Source organism: Stenotrophomonas capsici (assembly GCF_034961085.1).
Taxonomy (GTDB): Bacteria; Pseudomonadota; Gammaproteobacteria; order Xanthomonadales; family Xanthomonadaceae; genus Stenotrophomonas; species Stenotrophomonas capsici.
The window spans coordinates 533,395-552,690 of record NZ_JAYFUH010000061.1; the positions used below are offsets into that span (position 1 = coordinate 533,395).

At 67.8% G+C, this 19,296-nt stretch carries 17 protein-coding genes; 12 read left to right on the forward strand and 5 right to left on the reverse strand.

Annotated elements, in window-relative coordinates:
* Genes VA603_RS04330 through VA603_RS04340 form a run of 3 tightly spaced genes read right to left on the reverse strand, consistent with a single transcriptional unit; the run spans position 1 to position 4,251 of the window.
* Positions 1 to 2,553: a sensor domain-containing protein gene (locus tag VA603_RS04330; protein WP_323438017.1), complete on the reverse strand. Its 2,553-nt coding sequence runs from the start codon at positions 2,551 to 2,553 to the stop codon at positions 1 to 3.
* Positions 2,550 to 3,443 (reverse strand): hydroxymethylglutaryl-CoA lyase, encoded by an 894-nt coding sequence (locus tag VA603_RS04335; RefSeq protein ID WP_323438018.1) that lies wholly within the window; start codon positions 3,441 to 3,443, stop codon positions 2,550 to 2,552. The genes VA603_RS04330 and VA603_RS04335 overlap by 4 nt, the downstream gene beginning before the upstream one ends.
* Before the next feature lie 19 nt (positions 3,444 to 3,462).
* Positions 3,463 to 4,251, reverse strand: coding sequence for an enoyl-CoA hydratase-related protein (locus VA603_RS04340; RefSeq protein WP_323438019.1), 789 nt, complete (start codon positions 4,249 to 4,251; stop codon positions 3,463 to 3,465).
* Positions 4,252 to 4,377: 126 nt separating this feature from the next.
* On the opposite strand from VA603_RS04340, the gene VA603_RS04345 reads away from it, so the two are divergent.
* Genes VA603_RS04345 through VA603_RS04355 form a run of 3 tightly spaced genes read left to right on the forward strand, consistent with a single transcriptional unit; the run spans position 4,378 to position 6,733 of the window.
* Positions 4,378 to 4,626 (forward strand): FeoA family protein, encoded by a 249-nt coding sequence (locus VA603_RS04345; RefSeq protein WP_132863111.1) that lies wholly within the window; start codon positions 4,378 to 4,380, stop codon positions 4,624 to 4,626.
* Positions 4,623 to 6,479 carry a ferrous iron transport protein B gene (gene feoB, locus VA603_RS04350; protein ID WP_132863112.1) on the forward strand — a complete coding sequence of 619 codons (1,857 nt, stop codon included), beginning with the start codon at positions 4,623 to 4,625 and terminating at the stop codon, positions 6,477 to 6,479. The genes VA603_RS04345 and feoB overlap by 4 nt, the downstream gene beginning before the upstream one ends.
* Entirely contained in the window at positions 6,479 to 6,733 is a 255-nt protein-coding gene (locus VA603_RS04355; RefSeq protein ID WP_323438020.1) for a DUF6587 family protein, read from the forward strand. The genes feoB and VA603_RS04355 overlap by 1 nt, the downstream gene beginning before the upstream one ends.
* A 38-nt stretch (positions 6,734 to 6,771) precedes the next feature.
* Here the strand turns inward: VA603_RS04355 and VA603_RS04360 are convergent, their stop codons facing one another.
* Positions 6,772 to 6,933, reverse strand: coding sequence for an SDR family oxidoreductase (locus VA603_RS04360; RefSeq protein WP_425603654.1), 162 nt, complete (start codon positions 6,931 to 6,933; stop codon positions 6,772 to 6,774).
* A 91-nt stretch (positions 6,934 to 7,024) separates the two neighbouring features.
* Here VA603_RS04360 and VA603_RS04365 point away from each other — a divergent pair, with 91 nt between their 5' ends.
* The 8 genes from VA603_RS04365 to recJ all read left to right on the forward strand — a co-directional run bounded on the left by VA603_RS04365 (position 7,025) and on the right by recJ (position 16,654).
* Positions 7,025 to 7,522, forward strand: a complete 498-nt coding sequence (locus tag VA603_RS04365) for a hypothetical protein (protein ID WP_323438022.1) — start codon at positions 7,025 to 7,027, stop codon at positions 7,520 to 7,522.
* A gap of 51 nt (positions 7,523 to 7,573) precedes the next feature.
* Positions 7,574 to 8,290 carry a 4-hydroxy-tetrahydrodipicolinate reductase gene (gene dapB / locus VA603_RS04370; protein ID WP_323438023.1) on the forward strand — a complete coding sequence of 239 codons (717 nt, stop codon included), beginning with the start codon at positions 7,574 to 7,576 and terminating at the stop codon, positions 8,288 to 8,290.
* Between the two features lie 251 nt (positions 8,291 to 8,541).
* Positions 8,542 to 9,669, forward strand: a complete 1,128-nt coding sequence (carA, locus tag VA603_RS04375) for a glutamine-hydrolyzing carbamoyl-phosphate synthase small subunit (protein WP_323438024.1) — start codon at positions 8,542 to 8,544, stop codon at positions 9,667 to 9,669.
* On the forward strand, positions 9,669 to 10,223 hold the full coding sequence (locus VA603_RS04380; RefSeq protein WP_323438025.1) for a hypothetical protein: 555 nt from the start codon (positions 9,669 to 9,671) through the stop codon (positions 10,221 to 10,223). The genes carA and VA603_RS04380 overlap by 1 nt, the downstream gene beginning before the upstream one ends.
* Before the next feature lie 54 nt (positions 10,224 to 10,277).
* On the forward strand, positions 10,278 to 13,520 hold the full coding sequence (gene carB, locus VA603_RS04385; RefSeq protein ID WP_323438026.1) for a carbamoyl-phosphate synthase large subunit: 3,243 nt from the start codon (positions 10,278 to 10,280) through the stop codon (positions 13,518 to 13,520).
* Between the two features lie 8 nt (positions 13,521 to 13,528).
* Entirely contained in the window at positions 13,529 to 13,993 is a 465-nt protein-coding gene (gene greA, locus VA603_RS04390; RefSeq protein WP_192287234.1) for a transcription elongation factor GreA, read from the forward strand.
* A gap of 2 nt (positions 13,994 to 13,995) precedes the next feature.
* Positions 13,996 to 14,919, forward strand: a complete 924-nt coding sequence (locus VA603_RS04395; protein ID WP_323438027.1) for a phosphoglycerate mutase — start codon at positions 13,996 to 13,998, stop codon at positions 14,917 to 14,919.
* Complete coding sequence (gene recJ, locus VA603_RS04400; protein ID WP_323438028.1) at positions 14,912 to 16,654, forward strand: single-stranded-DNA-specific exonuclease RecJ; 1,743 nt, start codon at positions 14,912 to 14,914, stop codon at positions 16,652 to 16,654. The genes VA603_RS04395 and recJ overlap by 8 nt, the downstream gene beginning before the upstream one ends.
* A gap of 104 nt (positions 16,655 to 16,758) precedes the next feature.
* On the opposite strand, the gene VA603_RS04405 is transcribed toward recJ, so the two are convergent.
* Positions 16,759 to 17,952, reverse strand: a complete 1,194-nt coding sequence (locus tag VA603_RS04405; protein WP_323438029.1) for an acyltransferase family protein — start codon at positions 17,950 to 17,952, stop codon at positions 16,759 to 16,761.
* Positions 17,953 to 18,105: 153 nt separating this feature from the next.
* Between VA603_RS04405 and VA603_RS04410 the strand changes: the two genes are divergently transcribed.
* Complete coding sequence (locus VA603_RS04410; RefSeq protein WP_323438030.1) at positions 18,106 to 19,023, forward strand: LytTR family DNA-binding domain-containing protein; 918 nt, start codon at positions 18,106 to 18,108, stop codon at positions 19,021 to 19,023.
* The last annotated feature ends 273 nt before the right edge of the window (positions 19,024 to 19,296 follow it).

Genomic DNA, 19,296 nt, shown 5'->3' on the forward strand with positions numbered 1-19,296 from the left:
TCAGCGCAGGCGCAGGGCCAGTTCCCCAGGGGACAGGCCCGGGGAGAACAGGAAGCCCTGGCCGACCGGCACGCCCAGCTCCAGCAGGAACTGGCGCTGGGCCTCGGACTCGATGCCCTCGGCCACCAGCCCCAGGCCCAGGCTGCGGGCAATGCCGCAGACCGCCTCGCAGACCGCCACGTCGGAACGGTTGCGTGGCACCCCACCGATGAACAGCTGGCTGAGCTTGAGGCCATGGATGGGCAGGTTGCGCAGGTAGTTCAGGGCGCTGTAGCCCTCGCCGAAGTCGTCGATGGTCAGGATCACCCCCATCCCGCGCAGCTCGGCGAAGGTGCGCAGCGTGGCCGGGGCGTCCTCGATCAGGACCCGTTCGGTGAACTCCAGCTCCAGCGCGCTGCCGGGCAGGTCGAACGCCTGCAGTGCCGACTGGACCTGGTGCGCCAGCCGGTCGCCGCTGAACTGGCGGTAGGAGACGTTGATCGCCACCCGCACCAGCCCCAGCCCCTGGTCGCGCCATTCGCGGATCTGCTGGCAGGCCTGGTGCAACACCCAGTCGCCGATCCGGACGATGTCACCGGTGTTCTCGGCATGGCTGATGAAGATATCCGGGCGCAGCTCGCCCAGTTGTCGGTCGTGCCAGCGGATCAGCGCTTCGCAGGCGACCAGTTCGCCGCTGCGCAGGTCCACCTGTGGCTGGTACACCAGCCGGAACTCGTCGCGTTCCAAGGCCTTGCGCAGGCGCCGTTCGATCTGCAGGCGGTCGCGCTGGCGCCGGGCCAGCTCCGGCGAGAACGCCTGCCAGCCATTGCGGTCGCGGCGCTTGCACTCATACATGGCCAGGTCCGCGTTCTGGATCAGCTGCTGCGGGCGTTGCCCATGCTGCGGCGCGCGGGCGATGCCGATGCTGGTGGTGACCGCGAACTCGTCCTTGCCGAACTGGAAGGGCGGCACGAAGGCGTCGGTGATGGCCTGGGCCAGTTGCTCGGGGCGTTGTGGCAGGTCGCGGGCATCGCAGGTGACCACGAATTCGTCGCCACCGAAGCGGGCCAGCAGGCCCTCGGTGCCGATGGCCTGGCTGATGCGGCGGGTTGCCTCGATCAGCAACTGGTCCCCGGCATTGTGGCCGAGCACGTCGTTGACGGTCTTGAAGCGGTCCAGGTCGATGTACAGCACCGCCACGCCGGCGTGGGAGGGGTTGCTCAGGCGCGCTTCCAGGTCGGTGAGCGCGGCATCGCGGTTCATGATGCCGGTCAGTGGATCGGTGCGGGCCTGGTTCTTGAGCGTTTCCTCGGCCTGCTTGGATTCGGTGATGTCCTGCAGGGTGCCGGCGATGCGGCTGGAGGCCAGGTCGCCGGGCTCGACCTCGCCGATCATGCGGATCCAGAAGCTGTGCCCGTTCGCGCGCTGCCCCTGCAGCTCCAGCTCGAAGCCGGCACGCTGCTCGACCACCCGGTCCATGGCCTCGCGCAGCAACTGGCGCGACCCCAGGTTCAGGCAGCCGAGCAGGGTGTCCAGGTCCTCCGGCGGCTGGGCCTGACCGAGGATGCGCTGGGCTTCGCCGGTCAGGTACAGGCGCTTCTGGCCGCGGTCCCACTCCCAGCCGCCGATGTGGGCCAGGGCCTGGGCGCGATCGAACAGGGCATGGTCGCGCTTGAGTTCGGTGATGTCGCTGAACAGCGAGAACACATGGTCGGGCAGGTCGCAGTTGGACGAGAACACCGGCACGGTGGTCATCGAGATCCAGATCATGCGGCCGTGCGGCCGGTGGTACAGGCCGACGATGGTGCTGGGGATGATGCGTCCGTCGCGGAACGCGCGTGCGACCGGCCACTGCTCCATGCCCAGGCGGCGGCCGCGCTCGTCGACGGTGATCCACTCATCGGCATCCACCGGCGCGCGGGCCGGCAGGTGGTTGGTCAGTTGCAGGATGCGGTGCGCGGCGGGGTTGGCCGAGAGGATGTTGAAGCTGCGGTCGAACAGCATCACCCCCTTGTCGATGGACTCCAGCAGCAGGCGGTAGCGCGTTTCGGCCTGCCAGCGCCGGCTCAGGTCGCGGGCGACGGCGACGATGCACTGCTGGCCGTCATGCTCGAACACGGCCGAATGCACTTCCACCGGGAAGCGGCTGCCGTCGCCGCGCATGTTGGTGACTTCCACCACGTAGGTCTCGCCGCGGTGGAGGGTTTCCCAGACCGGCTCCAGGTGGTCGGCGGGCAGGTCGGGGTTGAGCAGTTCGATGGGCTGGCCGACGATTTCCTCGCGGGTCCGGCCGTAGGCCTCGATGCCGGCCTTGTTGAGGTCCAGCACGACACCGGTGGCGCTGAGGATGCTGACCGGGTCGGGCACGGCATCGAACAGCGCCTCGTAGCGGCGCTGGGCGGCGTGCCGCTCGGTCATTGCCTCGCTGAGTGCGGCGCGGGCGGCGACCAGTACCTGCTGCAGGGCAAGCGGCAGCGGCTGGTGCAGGGCCTGGTCCAGCCCGGCGAGCGCATCGACGTGGGCGGCGGGGTGTTCCCCCTCCGCGTGGACTATGCGCTGGCCGGTTCCGGTCATGACACTGTCAAAGCCTTTCCTGTCTTGCTGCCTGTCTGCCGGCCCAGCCGTTCGGCGAGCCAGTTCCCCGTGGCGGCGAGCGCCGGCAGATCGACGCCGGTGCTCATCCCCATTCCGTGCAACATGTAGACGACGTCCTCGCTGGCGACATTACCACTGGCGCCACGCGCATAGGGGCACCCCCCGGTGCCCGCGACCGCCGAATCCACCACCCGGACCCCCACGTCCAAGCATGTGGCGATATTAGCCAGCGCCTGCCCATAGGTGTCGTGAAAATGGATGGCCAGGGCGTCGACCGGCAGTTCGGCGGCAACCGCCTGCAGCATCGCCCGCGCCTTCAGCGGGGTGCCCACGCCGATGGTGTCGCCCAGCGAGATCTCGTAGCAGCCCATCGCATGCAGGCTGCGCGCCACGCGTACCACGTCGGCCAGCGGCACCTCGCCCTGGTAGGGGCAGCCGAGCACGGTGGAGACATAGCCGCGGACCTTGATGCCATCGGCCTTGGCGCGGGCCAGCACCGGCTCGAAGCGACGCAGCGATTCGTCGATGCCGGCATTGGTGTTCTTCAGGTTGAATTGCTCGGAGGCGGCGGTGAACACCGCCACTTCCTGGACCCCGACCGCGCGCGCGCGCTCGTAGCCTTGCTCGTTGGGTACCAGTACCGGGTAGTTCACGCCGGGGCGGCGCTGGATGCCGGCAAACACCTCGGCAGCGTCGGCCAGCTGCGGCACCCATTTGGGGCTGACGAAGCTGGTGGCCTCGATGCTGCGCAGGCCGGTGGCCGAGAGCCGGTCGATCAGCGCGATCTTGTCGGCGGTGGCGACCTGCTGTTTTTCATTCTGCAGGCCATCGCGCGGGCCTACTTCCACGATGCGGACGAAATCGTTCATGGCGTTGCGATACCTGCGGTCACGGGGAGGCCCAGGCGGGCGGGCGCTTCTCGAGGAAGGCGGTCAGGCCTTCGCGGCCTTCATCGGAGGCGCGCAGCGCGGCGATCAGGCCGGCGTTGGCACGGTCCAGGGCATCGCGGTCACCGCCGGCGGCGGCCACTTCACGGACCAGGACCTTGGCCGAGGCCGCGGCGACCGGGCCGGCCTTGGCCAGCAGTGACAGCTGGGCGTCCACGGCCGCGTCCAAGGCCTCGGCCGCGACCACCTGGTGGACCAGGCTGATCTGCGCGGCGGTGGCCGCATCGAAGTGCTCGCCGGTGGCGAACCAGCGGCGCGCCTGGCGCGGACCGATGGCCGAGATCACATAGGGAGAGATCACCGCCGGCAGCAGCCCGAGGCGGCTTTCGGTCAGGCCGAAGCGGGCACCTTCGGCAGCGATGGCGATGTCACAGCAGGCCACCAGGCCGACGCCACCACCGAACGCGGCACCGTGGACGCGGGCGATGGTCGGCTTGGGCAGCTCGTCCAGGGTGCGCATCAGCCGGGCCAGGGCCAGCGAGTCCTGGCGGTTCTCGTCCTGGCTGGCGCTGGCCATCGCGCGCATCCATTGCAGGTTGGCGCCGGCCGAGAAGGAGGCGCCGGCCCCCGAAAGGACCACGGTGCGCACCATCGGGTCATTGCCGACGGCTTCCAATGCGGTGGTCAGGGTCTGGATCAGTGCGGCGTCGAATGCGTTGTGCAGTTCCGGGCGGTTCAGTTGCAGGGTCGCGACGGCGCCCTGGCGGTGTACGAGCAATGCATCGCTCATCGGGAAAGCCTGAGTTGAACGGTAAGTGCGCGAATCATAGCGGTGCAGGACTGGGACGCCATGACGCGACGCGGCGATGCTAGAATTGATAACCATTCTTATCAACTCCTTAGAAGGGCCCATTCAGTGACGTTGTCCGAGTTGCCGCTGCATGCCTCCGCCAAGGTTGAAGACGTACAGGACCTGCATCCCAATGACGCCATTGCGCGCCGCCTGCGTGAGCTGGGCTTCGTGAACGGCGAGGAGGTGCGCCTGGTGGCGCGGGGCCCGGTCGGCGGCGAGCCGCTGCTGTTCCAGGTGGGTTTCACCCGTTTTGCCCTGCGCCGCAGCGAAGCGGCCCGGGTGCGCGTGCGTACTGAAGGAGTATCGGCATGAGTGGGGCAGTGGCACGGCTGGCGCTGGTCGGCAACCCGAACAGCGGCAAGACCGCCTTGTTCAACCAGCTGACCGGCAGCCGCCAGAAGGTGGCCAATTACACCGGCGTCACCGTCGAGCGCAAGGAAGGCCGCATGCGCGGCCCGTCCGGCCGCGAGTACGCGGTGCTGGACCTGCCCGGCGCCTACAGCCTGCACCCGGCCAGCCTGGACGAGGCGATCACCCGTGACCTGTGCCGTGGTTTCTACCCCGGCGAGGCCGCGCCGGACGCGCTGATCTGCGTGATCGACGCGACCAACCTGCGCCTGCACCTGCGCTTCGCGCTGGAGGTGCGTGAGCTGGGCAAGCCGATGATCGTGGCCCTGAACATGGTGGATGCGGCGCGCCGTCGCGGCATCGAGATCGACGTGCCGGCGCTGGAAAAGGCACTGGGCGTGCCGGTGGTGGAAACCGTCGCGGTGCAGCGCAACGGGGCCAAGGCCCTGGTCGAGCGCATCGACGGGCTGGTGCCGCAGCTGGCTTCGCAGCCCCTGCAGCAACCGGTGGAAGCCGGCGAGCACCACGCCCAGGTGCGCGCCATCCTGGAAGCGGCGGTGCGCATGCCCAGCCGCACCGGCAAGATCGACGACACGCTCGACCGCTGGCTGCTGCACCCGGTGTACGGGCTGCTGACGCTGGCGGTGGTGATGTTCCTGATCTTCCAGGCGGTGTACGCCTGGGCGACCCCGCTGATGGACGGCATCGAGGCCGGCTTCGGCTGGCTGGGCGAGTTCGCCGCGGCCAAGCTGCCGGAAGGGCCGCTGAGCAGCCTGCTGGTGGACGGCATCATCGCCGGCGTGGGCGGGGTGATCGTGTTCCTGCCGCAGATCCTGATCCTGTTCTTCTTCATCCTGGCGCTGGAGGAGTCCGGCTACCTGCCGCGCGCGGCTTTCCTGCTGGACCGGATGATGGCGTCGGCTGGCCTGTCCGGGCGCTCGTTCATCCCGTTGCTGTCCAGCTTCGCCTGCGCGGTGCCGGGCATCATGTCGACCCGCTCGATCCAAGACCCGCGTGACCGCCTGGCCACCATCCTGGTCGCGCCGTTGATGACCTGTTCGGCGCGCCTGCCGGTGTATGCGCTGCTGATCGGCGCGTTCATCCCGGCCAAGACGGTGTGGGGCGTGTTCAACCAGCAGGGGCTGGTGCTGTTTGCCCTGTACGTGGCGGGCATCCTCAGCGCGCTGATGATGTCCTGGACGATGAAGAAGTTCCGCCGCGACAAGAGCGAGCACCCGCTGATGCTGGAGCTGCCGTCCTACCGTCTGCCCAACCCGCGTGACCTGGCGGTGGGCCTGTACGAGCGCGCGATGATCTTCCTCAAGCGCGTGGGCGGCATCATCCTGGCGCTGACCATCCTGCTGTGGTTCCTGCTGTCCTTCCCCGGCGCGCCGGAGAACGCGACCATGCCGGCCATCGACTACAGCTTCGCCGGCCAGATCGGCCACGCGATGGCGGTGATCTTCGCCCCGCTGGGCTTCAACTGGCAGATCTGTATCGCGCTGATCCCGGGCATGGGCGCGCGCGAAGTGGCGGTGTCCTCGCTGGCTACCATCTATGCGCTGTCCGCGGCCGATGACGATGCCGCCATCCAGGCACTGACCCCGGTGATCAGCGACGGCTGGACGCTGGCGACCGGCCTGTCGCTGATGGTGTGGTTCATCTACGCGCCGATGTGCATCTCCACGCTGGCCACCATCCGCCGCGAGACCAATTCCTGGAAGCAGATGGCGTTTGCCACGGTGTACCTGTTCGCGGCGGCGTACCTGGCCGCGCTGGTGACCTACCAGGTGGCCAAGGCGCTGGGGGCAGGCTGATGGACAGGGGCATGCTGCTGCAGTACCTGGTCATCGCGCTGGCTGTGCTGGTCAGCGCCTGGGTCGTGCTGAAGAAGCAGTTCCCCGGCGTGGTGCGGCGCCTGCGCGGTGCACTGGCGCTGTGGCTGGTGAAGCCGGCGCATTCGCAACGGTTGCAGGAGTGGGGGCGGCGGCTTGCGCCCCCGCCCGCCAATGGCGGCGGTGCCTGCGGTGGTTGCAGCAGCTGCGACACCAAGGCGCCCAAGCAGCATTGAACCGAACGCCGGGCCTGCCCGGCGTTCGTGTTTCCAGGTCAATCGCGGACCAATCCGCCATCGACGACCAGGTTCTGCCCGGTCACCGCGCGTGCCCACGGTGAGGCGAAGAACCGCGCGGCGTTGGCGAACTGTTCCGGCGTGGTCACCTCGCGCAGCGGGATGCCGGTGATCAGTGCCCGTTGTCCGGAGATCTTCATCGGTGTTGCAGACCGTTGGTTCGAAGTGCGCGCAGGGTAGCAGGCGCTATACAATCAGCGGTCTTGCAGGATGCAGACCAAGGGGGCTTGGATGAAGTTTCTGGTATCGCTGGCCGTGGTGATCGCGGCGGTGGCGGGGATTTACCAGTGGGGCGGTAATTCGCTCAGTGAAAGGCAGGTGCGGGCGTTCTACGAGCGCGCCGACGAGGCCATGGCAATCGCAGACGACAAAGCGCTGTGCGAACTGCTGGCCGAGGACTACCAACAGTCAGTGGTCATGAAGACCGAGAACGCGCAGTCCGAGCGTTCGCTCGGCAAGAAGGAATACTGCGCCGAGCTGGCCCGGACGATGGACATGATGCGCCAGTTGCAGGCGCAGCTGGGGCGCATCCCGCTGCGCCACCAGCAGACCATCAAGAGCATCACGCTCTCCGAGGACGGCAGCACGGCCAAGGTCGAGTTGTCCTCGGTGCTGGAGATCCCCGGCATGCGGATGGTCAGCCGTGGGCGCGACACGATCGAACGCAACCGCTGGAAGGTGCTGGTGACGCGCAGCGTGGCGGTGGTGCACGCCGGTGCGAATCATTGATGCAGGCCTGCGGCTTGTCGCAGGTCGGTCGCAGGCGTTAGTTTCCCCGCCATGAACAACACTCCGATCCGTCTGTTGATACACGGCGCCTCCGGGCGCATGGGCCAGGCCCTGCTGCGCCTGGCTGCCGAGGATGCATCCCTGCAGGTTGTCGCCGCCGTGGTGCGCAAGCCGCCGACCCAGCGCGTGGTCGAGGGCATCCCGTACTTCGCGGCCAGTGAGCTGGCCGGCGTGCCGGCGTTCGACGTGGCCATCGACTTCAGCCTGCCGGAAGGCCTTGACCCGGTACTGGCGTTGTGCGCCGAACGTGGCGTCGGCCTGGTGTCCGGCACCACCGGCATCAGCGACGCGCAGCAGGCAGCGTTGAACAGCGCGGCAGGGCGCATCGCGCTGGTATGGGCAACCAACTTCAGCCTGGGCGTGGCAGTACTGGCCGAGCTGGTCGAGCGCGCCGCGCAGGCGCTGCCCGGCTGGGACTGCGACATCGTCGAGTCGCACCACGTGCACAAGAAGGACGCTCCGTCCGGTACCGCGCTGACGCTGGGCGAGTCGGCCGTGCAGGGCGGGGCCGCGCCGCGCTACGCCAGCCTGCGCGCCGGGGACATCATCGGCGAGCATTTCGTCCAGTTCACCGGGCTCGGCGAGCGGGTGGAGCTGGTGCACCGGGCCACCAGCCGCGACATCTTCGCCCGTGGCGCGCTGCATGCCGCCCGGCAGCTGGCCGGCCGCGCGGCCGGCCGTTACCGGGTCCGCGACCTGCTGGGCTGAGCCGGCGGGGCGGGGGTCAAACTGAATACGCCTCAGTACGTGCGTTCGTTGGCTTTCTGTTACGGCTGAAACCCTTGTGAAGGGCATCACGGGGCGCTGGCGCTGGCGCCCCCTTGGCCTTACAATTCCCGCTCGCCGAAACACGTCAGCCGGACCGGTTACAGACCGCCGTCCGCGCTTTTTTGCAACCGGTTTTTGCCGGCGACGCAGGCGTGGCTTCGGAGTCCCCCGGTAGCCAAAGTGAGATTCCCGTGACCCAAGCCGCAATCCTCGTGCTCGAAGACGGCACCGTATTCGAGGGCGAATCCGTAGGCGCGCCCGGCCTGTCCGTGGGTGAGGTGGTGTTCAACACCGCCATGACCGGTTATCAGGAGATGCTGACCGATCCGTCCTACGCCCGGCAGATGATCACCCTGACGTATCCGCATATCGGCAACACCGGTATGAACGACCAGGACGAAGAGGCCAGCAAGGTGTGGGCCGCCGGCCTGATCGTCCGCGACGTGCCGCGCCGCCCGAGCAGCTGGCGCAACCAGGTGTCGCTGCAGGACTGGCTGATCCAGCGCGGCGTGGTGGCCATCGCCGGCATCGATACCCGCAAGTTGACCCGCATCCTGCGCGAGCGCGGCGCCCAGAACGGTGCGCTGATGGCCGGCGACATCGATGTGGAGAAGGCACTGGAAGCCGCCCGTAAGTTCCCGGGCCTGAAGGGCATGGACCTGGCCAAGGTGGTCAGCACCGACAAGCCCTATGGCTGGGCCGACGGCCAGCTGGACCTGGACCGCAATGAGTTCGTGCGCGCCGCGCCGAAGTTCAAGGTGGTGGCGTACGACTTCGGCGTGAAGACCAACATCCTGCGCATGCTGGCCGAGCGCGGCTGCGAGCTCAGCGTGGTGCCGGCGCAGACCCCGGCCGCCGAGGTGCTGGCGATGAATCCCGATGGCGTGTTCCTGTCCAACGGCCCGGGCGACCCGGAACCGTGCGACTACGCCATCGCCGCGATCAAGGCGTTCGTCGCCGCGAAGGTGCCGACCTTCGGCATCTGCCTGGGCCACCAGCTGCTGGGCCTGGCCTCCGGTGCCAAGACCATGAAGATGGGCCACGGCCACCACGGTGCCAACCACCCGGTGCAGGACATCGACAGCGGCCGGGTGATGATCACCTCGCAGAACCACGGCTTCGCCATCGATGAGAGCGTGCTGCCGGCCAACGTGCGGGTCACCCACCGCTCGCTGTTCGACCAGACCATCCAGGGCATCGCCCTGACCGATGCGCCGGCGTTCTCCTTCCAGGGCCACCCGGAAGCCTCGCCGGGCCCGCACGACGTGGCGCCGCTGTTCGACCGCTTCATCACCCTGATGGAAGAGGCAAAGGCCTGATGCGCGCCATCGCGCTGATCGCCGGCCTGCTGTTGTCCACCTCCGCGGTGGCGGCACCTGCTGAGCGCAAGGACGTGGGCGAGATCATGCAGGCGCTGGGCATGAGCAACCTCGCAGGCAGTGCCATCGGCCCGTTGCTGGCACAGCTGCCGGGCATGCAGGACCAGGATGCGGCCGGCATGGCCTGCGCCTCCACCCAGGTGTCCCGGCTGATGGGCGAACAGTTCCAGCAGGGCATCGCCGACGCCTTCGGCGACGACGGTGCGCAGCTGGTGGCCGAGTGGAAGCAGTTCCTGGCCACGCCGGCCGGCACCGACATGGCGCGGACGTTCCGCGCCACCGCCGCCGCGGCCGCCGCCGGCAAGGAACCGGCCGACCCGGGCGTGGACGAGGCCACCAAGCGCAAGATTGCCGATTTCATGGGCAAGCCGGCCTTCCAGCGCTTCATGCAGGCCTTCAACGACAACGAGCCGCCCGCTGACTTCAGCCAGCGGATCGTCGATGCCCTGCAGCGCGAGTGCAAGATCGCGCTGGACCCGGAACAGATTTCCTGATCGACAGCGTGCGATCACTTCCCCCAGACACGCTGTACTGACTTAGAGAAGACAATGCCAAAGCGTTCCGACCTCAAGACCATCCTCATCATCGGCGCCGGCCCGATCGTCATCGGCCAGGCCTGCGAGTTCGACTACTCCGGCGCGCAGGCCTGCAAGGCGCTGCGTGACGAGGGTTACCGCGTGGTGCTGGTCAACTCGAACCCGGCCACGATCATGACCGACCCGGAGATGGCCGACGCCGTCTACATCGAGCCGATCAACTGGCAGACCGTCGAGAAGATCATCGAGAAGGAGCGCCCGGACGCGCTGCTGCCGACCATGGGCGGCCAGACCGCGCTGAACTGCGCGCTGGACCTGGCCGACCACGGCGTGCTGGAGAAGTACAACGTCGAGCTGATCGGCGCCAAGCGCGAAGCCATCCGCATGGCCGAGGACCGCGAGCTGTTCCGCGTGGCCATGCAGGAGATCGGCCTGGAGTGCCCGAAGGCCGCCGTCGCCCACACGCTGGAAGAGGCGCTGGAGATCCAGACCCGCGTCGGCTACCCGACCATCATCCGCCCGTCCTTCACCCTGGGTGGCAGCGGCGGCGGCATCGCCTACAACCGCGAAGAGCTGATCGAGATCGTCAACCGCGGCCTGGAGCTGTCGCCGACCACCGAAGTGCTGGTGGAAGAATCGGTGCTGGGCTGGAAGGAATTCGAGATGGAAGTGGTCCGCGATACCGCGGACAACTGCATCATCGTCTGCTCGATCGAGAACCTGGACCCGATGGGCGTGCACACCGGTGACTCGATCACCGTGGCCCCGGCGCAGACCCTGACCGACAAGGAATACCAGCGCCTGCGCGATGCCTCCATCGCCGTGCTGCGCAAGATCGGCGTGGACACCGGCGGCTCGAACGTGCAGTTCGGCATCAGCCCGACCACCGGCCGCGTGGTCGTGATCGAGATGAACCCGCGTGTGTCGCGTTCCTCGGCGCTGGCTTCCAAGGCCACCGGCTTCCCGATCGCCAAGGTCGCCGCCAAGCTGGCCGTGGGCTACACGCTGGACGAACTGAAGAACGAGATCACCGGTGGCCTCACCCCGGCCTCGTTCGAACCGTCCATCGACTACGTGGTCACCAAGATTCCGCGCTTTGCCTTCGAGAAGTTCCCGGCCGCCGACGCGCGCCTGACCACCCAGATGAAGTCGGTGGGCGAGGTGATGGCGATGGGCCGCACCTTCAAGGAGTCGCTGCAGAAGGCCCTGCGTGGCCTGGAAACCGGCAAGATCGGGCTGGACCCGACCGGCCTGGACCTGGCCAGCGAAGACGACATCGCAACGCTCAAGCGCGAGCTCAAGGCCCCGGGCCCGGAGCGCCTGTTCTACGTCGGTGATGCACTGCGCACCGGCATGAGCGTGGAGGACGTCTACGGCTTGTCGCACATCGATCCGTGGTTCCTGGACCAGATCGAGGAAATCATCGCCGACGAGAAGCAGGTGCAGGCCGAGGGCATCGACGCGCTCGACGCCGCGCGCCTGCGCGTGCTCAAGCGTGCCGGCTTCTCCGACGCCCGCCTGGCCCAGCTGACCGGCACCAACGAAGCGGCCATCCGTGCACTGCGCCGCGCGCACAAGGTGCGCCCGGTGTACAAGCGCGTGGACTCGTGCGCGGCCGAGTTCGCCACCAGCACCGCCTACCTGTACTCGACCTACGAGGACGAGTGCGAGGCCGCGCCGACCAACCGCGACAAGATCATGATCCTGGGCGGTGGCCCGAACCGCATCGGCCAGGGCATCGAGTTCGACTACTGCTGCGTGCACGCCGCGCTCGCCCTGCGCGAGGACGGCTATGAAACCATCATGGTCAACTGCAACCCGGAAACCGTCTCCACCGACTACGACACCTCCGACCGCCTGTACTTCGAGCCGCTGACGCTGGAAGACGTGCTGGAGATCGTCGAGCTGGAGCAGCCCAAGGGCGTGATCGTGCAGTACGGCGGCCAGACCCCGCTGAAGCTGGCACGAGCGCTGGAAGCCAACGGCGTGCCGGTGATCGGTACTTCGCCGGACTCCATCGACCTGGCCGAGGACCGCGAACGCTTCCAGAAGCTGGTCCAGGACCTGGGCCTGAAGCAGCCGCCGAACCGCACCGCGCGCACCGCCGACGAGGCGCTGGCGCTGGCCCGCGAGATCGGCTTCCCGCTGGTGGTGCGCCCGAGCTACGTGCTGGGCGGCCGCGCGATGGAAATCGTGTACGGCGAATCCGACCTGGCGCGCTACATGCGCGACGCGGTAAAGGTCTCCAACGACTCGCCGGTGCTGCTGGACCACTTCCTGGACGCAGCCGTCGAGGCCGACGTGGACATCATCTGCGACAAGGACGGCAACGTACTGATCGGTGGCGTGATGGAGCACATCGAGGAGGCCGGCGTGCACTCCGGTGACTCGTCCTGCTCACTGCCGCCGTACTCGCTGTCGGCCCAGACCCAGGCCGAACTGCGTCGCCAGGTCACCGAGCTGGCCAAGGCGCTGAAGGTGGTCGGCCTGATGAACACCCAGTTCGCGATCCAGACCGACGCCGAGGGCAACGACGTGGTGTTCCTGCTGGAAGTGAACCCGCGTGCCTCGCGCACCGTGCCGTTCGTGTCCAAGGCCACCGGCATGGCGCTGGCCAAGATCGCCGCCCGCTGCATGGCCGGCAAGACGCTGGCCGAGCAGGGCGCGACCGAGGAAGTGGTGCCGGACTACTACTCGGTGAAGGAAGCCATCTTCCCGTTCGCCAAGTTCCAGGGCGTGGATCCGATCCTCGGGCCGGAGATGCGTTCCACCGGCGAAGTGATGGGCGTGGGCCGCAGCTTCAGCGCCGCCTTCGCGCGTGCGCAGGAAGCCGGTGGCATCAAGACCCCGCCGCTGGGCAAGGCCTTCATCTCGGTGCGCGATGCCGACAAGCAGCGCGTGATGCCGGCGGTGCAGGGCCTGGTCGAGCGCGGCTACTCGCTGGTCGCCACCCGTGGCACCGCGGCGTGGCTGCAGCAGCAGGGCTACACCTGCGAGGTGGTCAACAAGGTGGTGGAAGGTCGCCCGCACATCGTGGACAGCATCAAGAACGGCGAGATCGTCTACATCGTCAACACGACCGAAGGCCGTGCCGCGATCAACGACTCGTTCTCGATCCGTCGCGAGGCGCTGCAGAACCGCATCACCTATTCGACGACGGTTGCAGGTGCCAAGGCATTGGTGCAATCGTTGGAATTCCGCGGCACCGGCCCGGTCTGGTCGCTGCAGGAACTGCACAAGGAGTTGAATGCATGAGAGCCCCGATTACCCTGAAAGGCGCACAGCGCCTGCGCGAGGAACTGGATCACCTGAAGTCGGACAAGCGCCCGAAGGTCATTGCGGCCATCGCCGAGGCGCGCGAGCACGGTGACCTGAAGGAGAACGCCGAGTACCACGCCGCGCGCGAGGAGCAGGGCTTCATCGAAGGCCGCATCAAGCAGCTGGAGGGCGAGCTGTCGCATGCCGAGATCATCGACATCACCAAGCTCAACGCCGGCAGCAAGGTGGTGTTCGGTGCCACGGTGACGCTGGCCGACGTGGAGTCCGACGAGGAGAAGCGTTACCAGATCGTGGGTGACCTGGAAGCGGACATCAAGCTGGGCCTGATCGCCATTTCCTCGCCGGTGGCGCGTGCGCTGATCGGCAAGAACGAAGGCGACAGCATCGCCATCGATGCGCCGGCCGGCCAACGCGAGTACGAGATCGTCAGCGTCGAGTACCTCGACTGACGATGGCCAAGGCCACGCTGCTGCTGCCTGCGCGCAGCCGTTTCCCGGCCGGCGCATTGCCGGCACCGGTGGCCGCCGCGCTCGGGCGGGCCGAACATGGGCTCGCCGACGCAGGCGAGTCGGCGCAGCTGCGCCGGCATTTCGACATCGCCGCCGACACCTGGTCGGCGGCGGCATTGAGCCGCCACGCCGATGCCGGCGATGCCGCCGGTGCGTTGTGGCTGCGCGCCGACCCGGCCAACGTGGCGCCGGACATGCAGGGCGCACGGCTGATGGCATCGGCCGAGACGCTGCGCCTGGAGCAGCCCGACGCGGACGTGCTGTTGCCCGCGCTGCAGCCGTTGTTCGCCGGGTTCGGCTTCCAGCTGGACGCCCCCACGCCGTCGCGCTGGTACCTGCGCCTGCCCGAGGACACGCCGCTGCCGGACTTCGTCGACCCGGACGTCGCGCTGGGCGATGACCTGTTCCTGCACTTGCCCGAGGGTGAGGCCGGCCGCCAATGGCGGGCCCTGCTGACCGAAGCGCAGGTGGTGCTGCACCAGCATTCCTGGAATGAGCAGCGCATCGCGCAGGGCAAGCGCGCGGTGAACTCGTTGTGGTTCTGGGGTGCCGGCCGGCTGCCGGCGTCGGTGCAGACCGCGCATGCGCAGGTGCGCAGCCGCGACGCGCTGTTGCAGGGCCTGGCCAAGATGGCCGGCGTGCGCGTGGGCGGGGAACAGACCGTCGATGCGTTGGTCGACCTGCGCCAGTTGCGTTCGCTGGAGCAGCTCACGCGTGATGCGATCACGCCGTTGCTGGAGGCGATCAACCGCGGTGAGCTGCAGGAGCTGCGCCTGGATTTCGAGGACGGCACGCATTACCGCATCCATCGCGGGCAACGGTGGCGCTTCTGGAAGAAGCCGGTGGCGACGTTGGCCGATGAGTGATGCCGTGAAGATCGTCCGGCGCGACGTGCTCGACGCCGGGCAATGGGATGCGCAGACGCTGCCCCTGCTGCAGCGGATCTACGCGGCGCGTGGTGCCCGTTCGGCGGAGCAGGCGCAGCCGAAGCTGGGCCAGCTGCACGCACCGGAGTTGCTGGGCGGGATGCAGGCGGCGGTTGAACTGCTGGCCGCGGCGATCGCCGGCAACAAGCGCATCCTGGTCGTCGGTGATTTCGATTGCGATGGCGCCACCGCGTGTGCGGTGGGCGTGCGTGGCCTGCGCCTGCTGGGCGCGCGCGACGTGGTGCACGCCGTGCCCAACCGCATGGTGCATGGCTACGGCCTGTCACCGTCGTTGGTCGAGGAGCTGGCCGCGTTGCAGCCGGATCTGCTGGTCACGGTGGACCATGGCATTGCCTGCCATGCCGGCGTCAACGCCGCCAAGGCGCTGGGCTGGCAGGTACTGGTCACCGACCACCATCTGCCGGGCGAGAAGCTGCCGCCGGCCGATGCCATCGTCGATCCGAACGTGGATGGCGATGCGTTCCCGAGCAAATCACTGGCCGGGGTCGGGGTGATCTTCTACGTGCTGATGGCGTTGCGTCGCCATCTGCGCGGGCAAGGGGCCTTTGCCGGGCAGCCCGAGCCGGACCTGCTGACGCTGCTGGACCTGGTCGCCGTCGGCACCGTGGCCGACCTGGTCGCGCTGGACGAGAACAACCGTGCGCTGGTGGGCGCGGGCCTGCGCCGGCTGCGCGCCGGCAAGGGCTGCGTGGGCCTGCGTGCGCTGATCGAGGCCAGTGGTCGCGATGCGCGTCGACTGACCGGCAGCGACATCGGTTTTGCACTGGGCCCGCGCCTCAATGCGGCCGGGCGCCTGGAAGACATGGCGCTGGGCATCGAGCTGCTGTTGACCGAAGACCCCGCGCAGGCCCGCGAGATCGCGGCATTGCTTGAAGAGATCAACGCCGAACGCCGCGCCGTACAGCAGCTGATGACCGACGACGCCGAGTTGGCCGTCTCGCGCGCCCTGCTGGCCGACGACGGACAATGCCCGGTTGCCGCCTGCCTGTTCGATGCCGAATGGCATCCGGGCGTGGTTGGGCTGGTGGCCTCGAAGATGAAGGATCGGCTGCACCGGCCGGTGATCGCATTCGCGCCGTCCGAACCGGGCAGTGCAGCATTGCGTGGCTCCGCGCGCTCGATTCCCGGTTTCCATATCCGCGATGCACTGGCGGCGATCAACGCCACTCATCCGGGCTTGATGGAGAAGTTCGGCGGCCATGCGATGGCCGCTGGCCTGAGCCTGTCGCGCGAACGGCTGGATGCCTTCAAGGCCGCGTTCGAACAGCAGGTGCTGGCCACGATTGACCCCGCCACCCTGCAGCAACAACTGCTCAGCGACGGCGAGCTGTCTGCATCGGAGCTGGACTTCACGCATGCCGAAGCGTTGCGTCTGGCCGGGCCGTGGGGCCAGGGTTTCGCCGAGCCGCTGTTCGATGGCGCGTTCGATGTGCTGGAGTGGCGCGTGCTGAAAGAGCGGCACCTGAAGCTGGTGCTGCGCGCGCCAGGGGGCAACGCAAAGATCAGTGCGATCCATTTCAGCGGCTGGAAGGGCGCTGACCCGGGTAGCCGTGTGCATATCGCTTACCGGTTGGTCGGTGACGACTACCGTGGTGGTCAGGCCATCCAGTTGATCATCGAGCATTGCACCCCGGCGGAAGCGACCGCTCCGTAGGCACGCCTTCAGGCGCGAAGTCGGGCAATTCCGGGCATACGGAGCCTTTGCTACTGCAGGCGTCTCAGCTTCACCGCCAAGGCCGCTCCCGCGACGTTCAGCTTCTACGAGCGGTCGGGTACCGCCGCCGCTGATGCCGCGCTGCCATTGAGCGGGTGCAGGCCGAACAGCGGGCGCAGGATGCGGCTGCGGCGTATCAACGCATATCCGGCGAAGCACAGGGCGAAGGTGGCTCCAACCAGCAGCATGGCCTCAAGCCCGGGGGCAATCTTCAGTGGCTTCAGTGCATGGGCCAGCACCACGATCACGGTCTGGTGCAGGATGTAGACCGGGAACACCGCCATGGTGAGGTAGCGCAGGGCGGGGCTGTCGGCATGGCGCCAACGGTAGGCGAAGCCGAGCAGGGCGGCGATCGCGCACCATTGATCGGCCGCCCAGGCCAGTCGCAACCACAGTCGCAGCGCTTCGGGAATGGGGTGCGCATCGTCATATCCGGCGAAGTACCACGCATGGACGAAGGCGGCATAGCAGGCGGCGGCCACCAGCAACGACACCCACCGCAGGCGCTGCAGCGCTTCCCAGAAGCGGCTGTCGAACGCGGCCAGGAATCCGATCAGGAACACGCTGAAGTACTGTGCGTGGCTGTACCAGTCATCGATCAGCGCGTGGGTCTGCTCGAAGCGCTCGGCCATCAGCAGGCGGGCCGCCGCGAGCACGGCAACCGGCAGCAACAGCGCGCCCCACCCCGACATTGCCCGGCCGAGCGCCGCGCGCAGGCGCTGCAGCGCCGTCGCCGGCAGCAGTCGCCACGCCAGCCACGCCAGCACCGTATAGCTCCACAGATAGGGCAGGAACCACAGGTGGTTCCAGGTAGGCAGCAGCAGACAGTCCCCGTCGGTCCCGCAGAACCCGTGGTACCCGCTCAGGTACTTGCCGTAGAAGGCCAGGTACGACTCACCGTAGCCGCCTGGCAGCTGTTCGACCACCTGCAGGTAGGCCTGCGGTGGAACGATCACCAGCATCCCGAACAGCAGGGGCAGCAGCAGTTGGCGCGAGCGGCGGCGGAAGAACCCGTTGGCGGGGCCGCGCAGCATGTAGGCGGTGGTCACGCCGGAGATCAGGAACAGCAGCGACATGCGCCAGGGACTGCTCAGCAGCATGAACGGCTCGGGGCCTTCATTGGCGAACGGACTTTTGACGTGCCACCCCCAGCTCACGTAGTACATGCCCACGTGGTAGAGCACCAGCAGTCCAAAGGCGATCACCCTGAGCCAATCCAGATCGTGGCGGCGTTGCATGGTCCAGTCCCGTTGGAAGTGGCGTGCATCAGAGCACTGCCTGCGTCCGTCGGCGCAGGCCAAGTGATTGATGGAAGGGGATTTGGGACGGGTGGTGGCAACGAGGGGACGAGCCGCGGCAGCGTGTCGCGCCAGCTCCCCTAGAATGCGCGGATGGAACAACGACCTGCTCTCGATGCCTTCACCCGCTTCCGTCCATGGCGACGCCGGGCGGAGGTGGTGTTCTGGTTGCTGGTGGTCCTGCTCAACTGCAGCGGCAATGCGATCACGACATGGATGGATGCCAATCGCTCTGGCCGGCCGCCGATGGCGGCGTGGGAACCGTGGGTCTGGGAGTTCTCCAGTGGCCTGGTCTGGCTGTTCGTGCTGGTGCCGGCCATCGTCTGGTTGACCTCGCGCTTCCCGCTGCATCGGGACAACTGGCGGCAACGATTGCCGGGATACCTGTTGGCCAGCGTGCCGGCGTCGCTGCTGCACGTCCTGGCGATGTTCGGCCTGCGCATGCTGGTCTACCGGCTGATGGGCGAGCAGTACCGGGTCCACAGCTGGGGCCAGGAACTGCTCTATGAATACCTCAAGGACATCCGCACGCTGGTGGTGATCGTCGGTTTCATCGAAGGCTATCGCTTCCTGCTGCGCCGGCTGCAGGGCGAGGCACAACTGCTGGCCGAGCCGGACGAAGGTCCACCGGTCGAGCCCATCGAGCGGCCGGAACGGCTGCTGGTACGCAAGCTCGGCAGGGACTTCCTGATCGCCACCGAGGACATCGAGTGGGCACAGGCCGCCGGCAACTACGTCAACCTGCGGGTGAAGGGGCATGACTATCCGCTGCGCATCACCATGGCCGGCCTGGAGGAGCGCCTGGCTGGCGGACGCTTCATCCGGGTGCACCGCAGCTGGATGGTGCAGATCAAGCACTTGGTGTCGATAAGATCACTCGACGGCGGCGAAGCGGAACTGCAGATGGACGACGGGCAGGTAGTGCCCTGCAGCCGTCGTTACCTGCCGTCGGTGCGGCAAACAGTGGGCGAGGGCGCAAAAGCGCCGGCCGCAGGGTTGCCGGGCCGGTGAACCGGTGACGGTGCGCGAGTCCTGACGCCGGAACGGGGCCACTCGATGGATGCGTGCACGGGCTTGGCCGGGCCAGGCGTCCCTGGGATCAGGCCCCATCACGTGAGCAGGCGCACTCCGGGTGCGCCAGAGGCTCGTCACATCACCGGCCTCCCGGGGCCAGATCAATACGGTTGGCCGTGCCCATGACGCCCCACGCAGCACACGTTCTCGAAGACCTTCGGTCCAGGCTCCGCCCTGCGGCAGTCGCACGGGTCGGTGGCTTCAGGCCCC

Excerpts from the sequence above, each read along its gene's own strand:
- VA603_RS04330 (WP_323438017.1), bottom strand. The coding sequence starts at position 2,553 with ATGACCGGAACCGGCCAGCGCATAGTCCACGCGGAGGGGGAACACCCC.
- VA603_RS04335 (WP_323438018.1), bottom strand. The coding sequence starts at position 3,443 with ATGAACGATTTCGTCCGCATCGTGGAAGTAGGCCCGCGCGATGGCCTG.
- VA603_RS04340 (WP_323438019.1), bottom strand. The coding sequence starts at position 4,251 with ATGAGCGATGCATTGCTCGTACACCGCCAGGGCGCCGTCGCGACCCTG.
- feoB (WP_132863112.1), top strand. The coding sequence starts at position 4,623 with ATGAGTGGGGCAGTGGCACGGCTGGCGCTGGTCGGCAACCCGAACAGC.
- VA603_RS04355 (WP_323438020.1), top strand. The coding sequence starts at position 6,479 with ATGGACAGGGGCATGCTGCTGCAGTACCTGGTCATCGCGCTGGCTGTG.
- VA603_RS04360 (WP_425603654.1), bottom strand. The coding sequence starts at position 6,933 with ATGAAGATCTCCGGACAACGGGCACTGATCACCGGCATCCCGCTGCGC.
- VA603_RS04365 (WP_323438022.1), top strand. The coding sequence starts at position 7,025 with ATGAAGTTTCTGGTATCGCTGGCCGTGGTGATCGCGGCGGTGGCGGGG.
- dapB (WP_323438023.1), top strand. The coding sequence starts at position 7,574 with ATGAACAACACTCCGATCCGTCTGTTGATACACGGCGCCTCCGGGCGC.
- VA603_RS04380 (WP_323438025.1), top strand. The coding sequence starts at position 9,669 with ATGCGCGCCATCGCGCTGATCGCCGGCCTGCTGTTGTCCACCTCCGCG.
- carB (WP_323438026.1), top strand. The coding sequence starts at position 10,278 with ATGCCAAAGCGTTCCGACCTCAAGACCATCCTCATCATCGGCGCCGGC.
- VA603_RS04395 (WP_323438027.1), top strand. The coding sequence starts at position 13,996 with ATGGCCAAGGCCACGCTGCTGCTGCCTGCGCGCAGCCGTTTCCCGGCC.
- recJ (WP_323438028.1), top strand. The coding sequence starts at position 14,912 with ATGAGTGATGCCGTGAAGATCGTCCGGCGCGACGTGCTCGACGCCGGG.
- VA603_RS04405 (WP_323438029.1), bottom strand. The coding sequence starts at position 17,952 with ATGCAACGCCGCCACGATCTGGATTGGCTCAGGGTGATCGCCTTTGGA.
- VA603_RS04410 (WP_323438030.1), top strand. The coding sequence starts at position 18,106 with ATGGAACAACGACCTGCTCTCGATGCCTTCACCCGCTTCCGTCCATGG.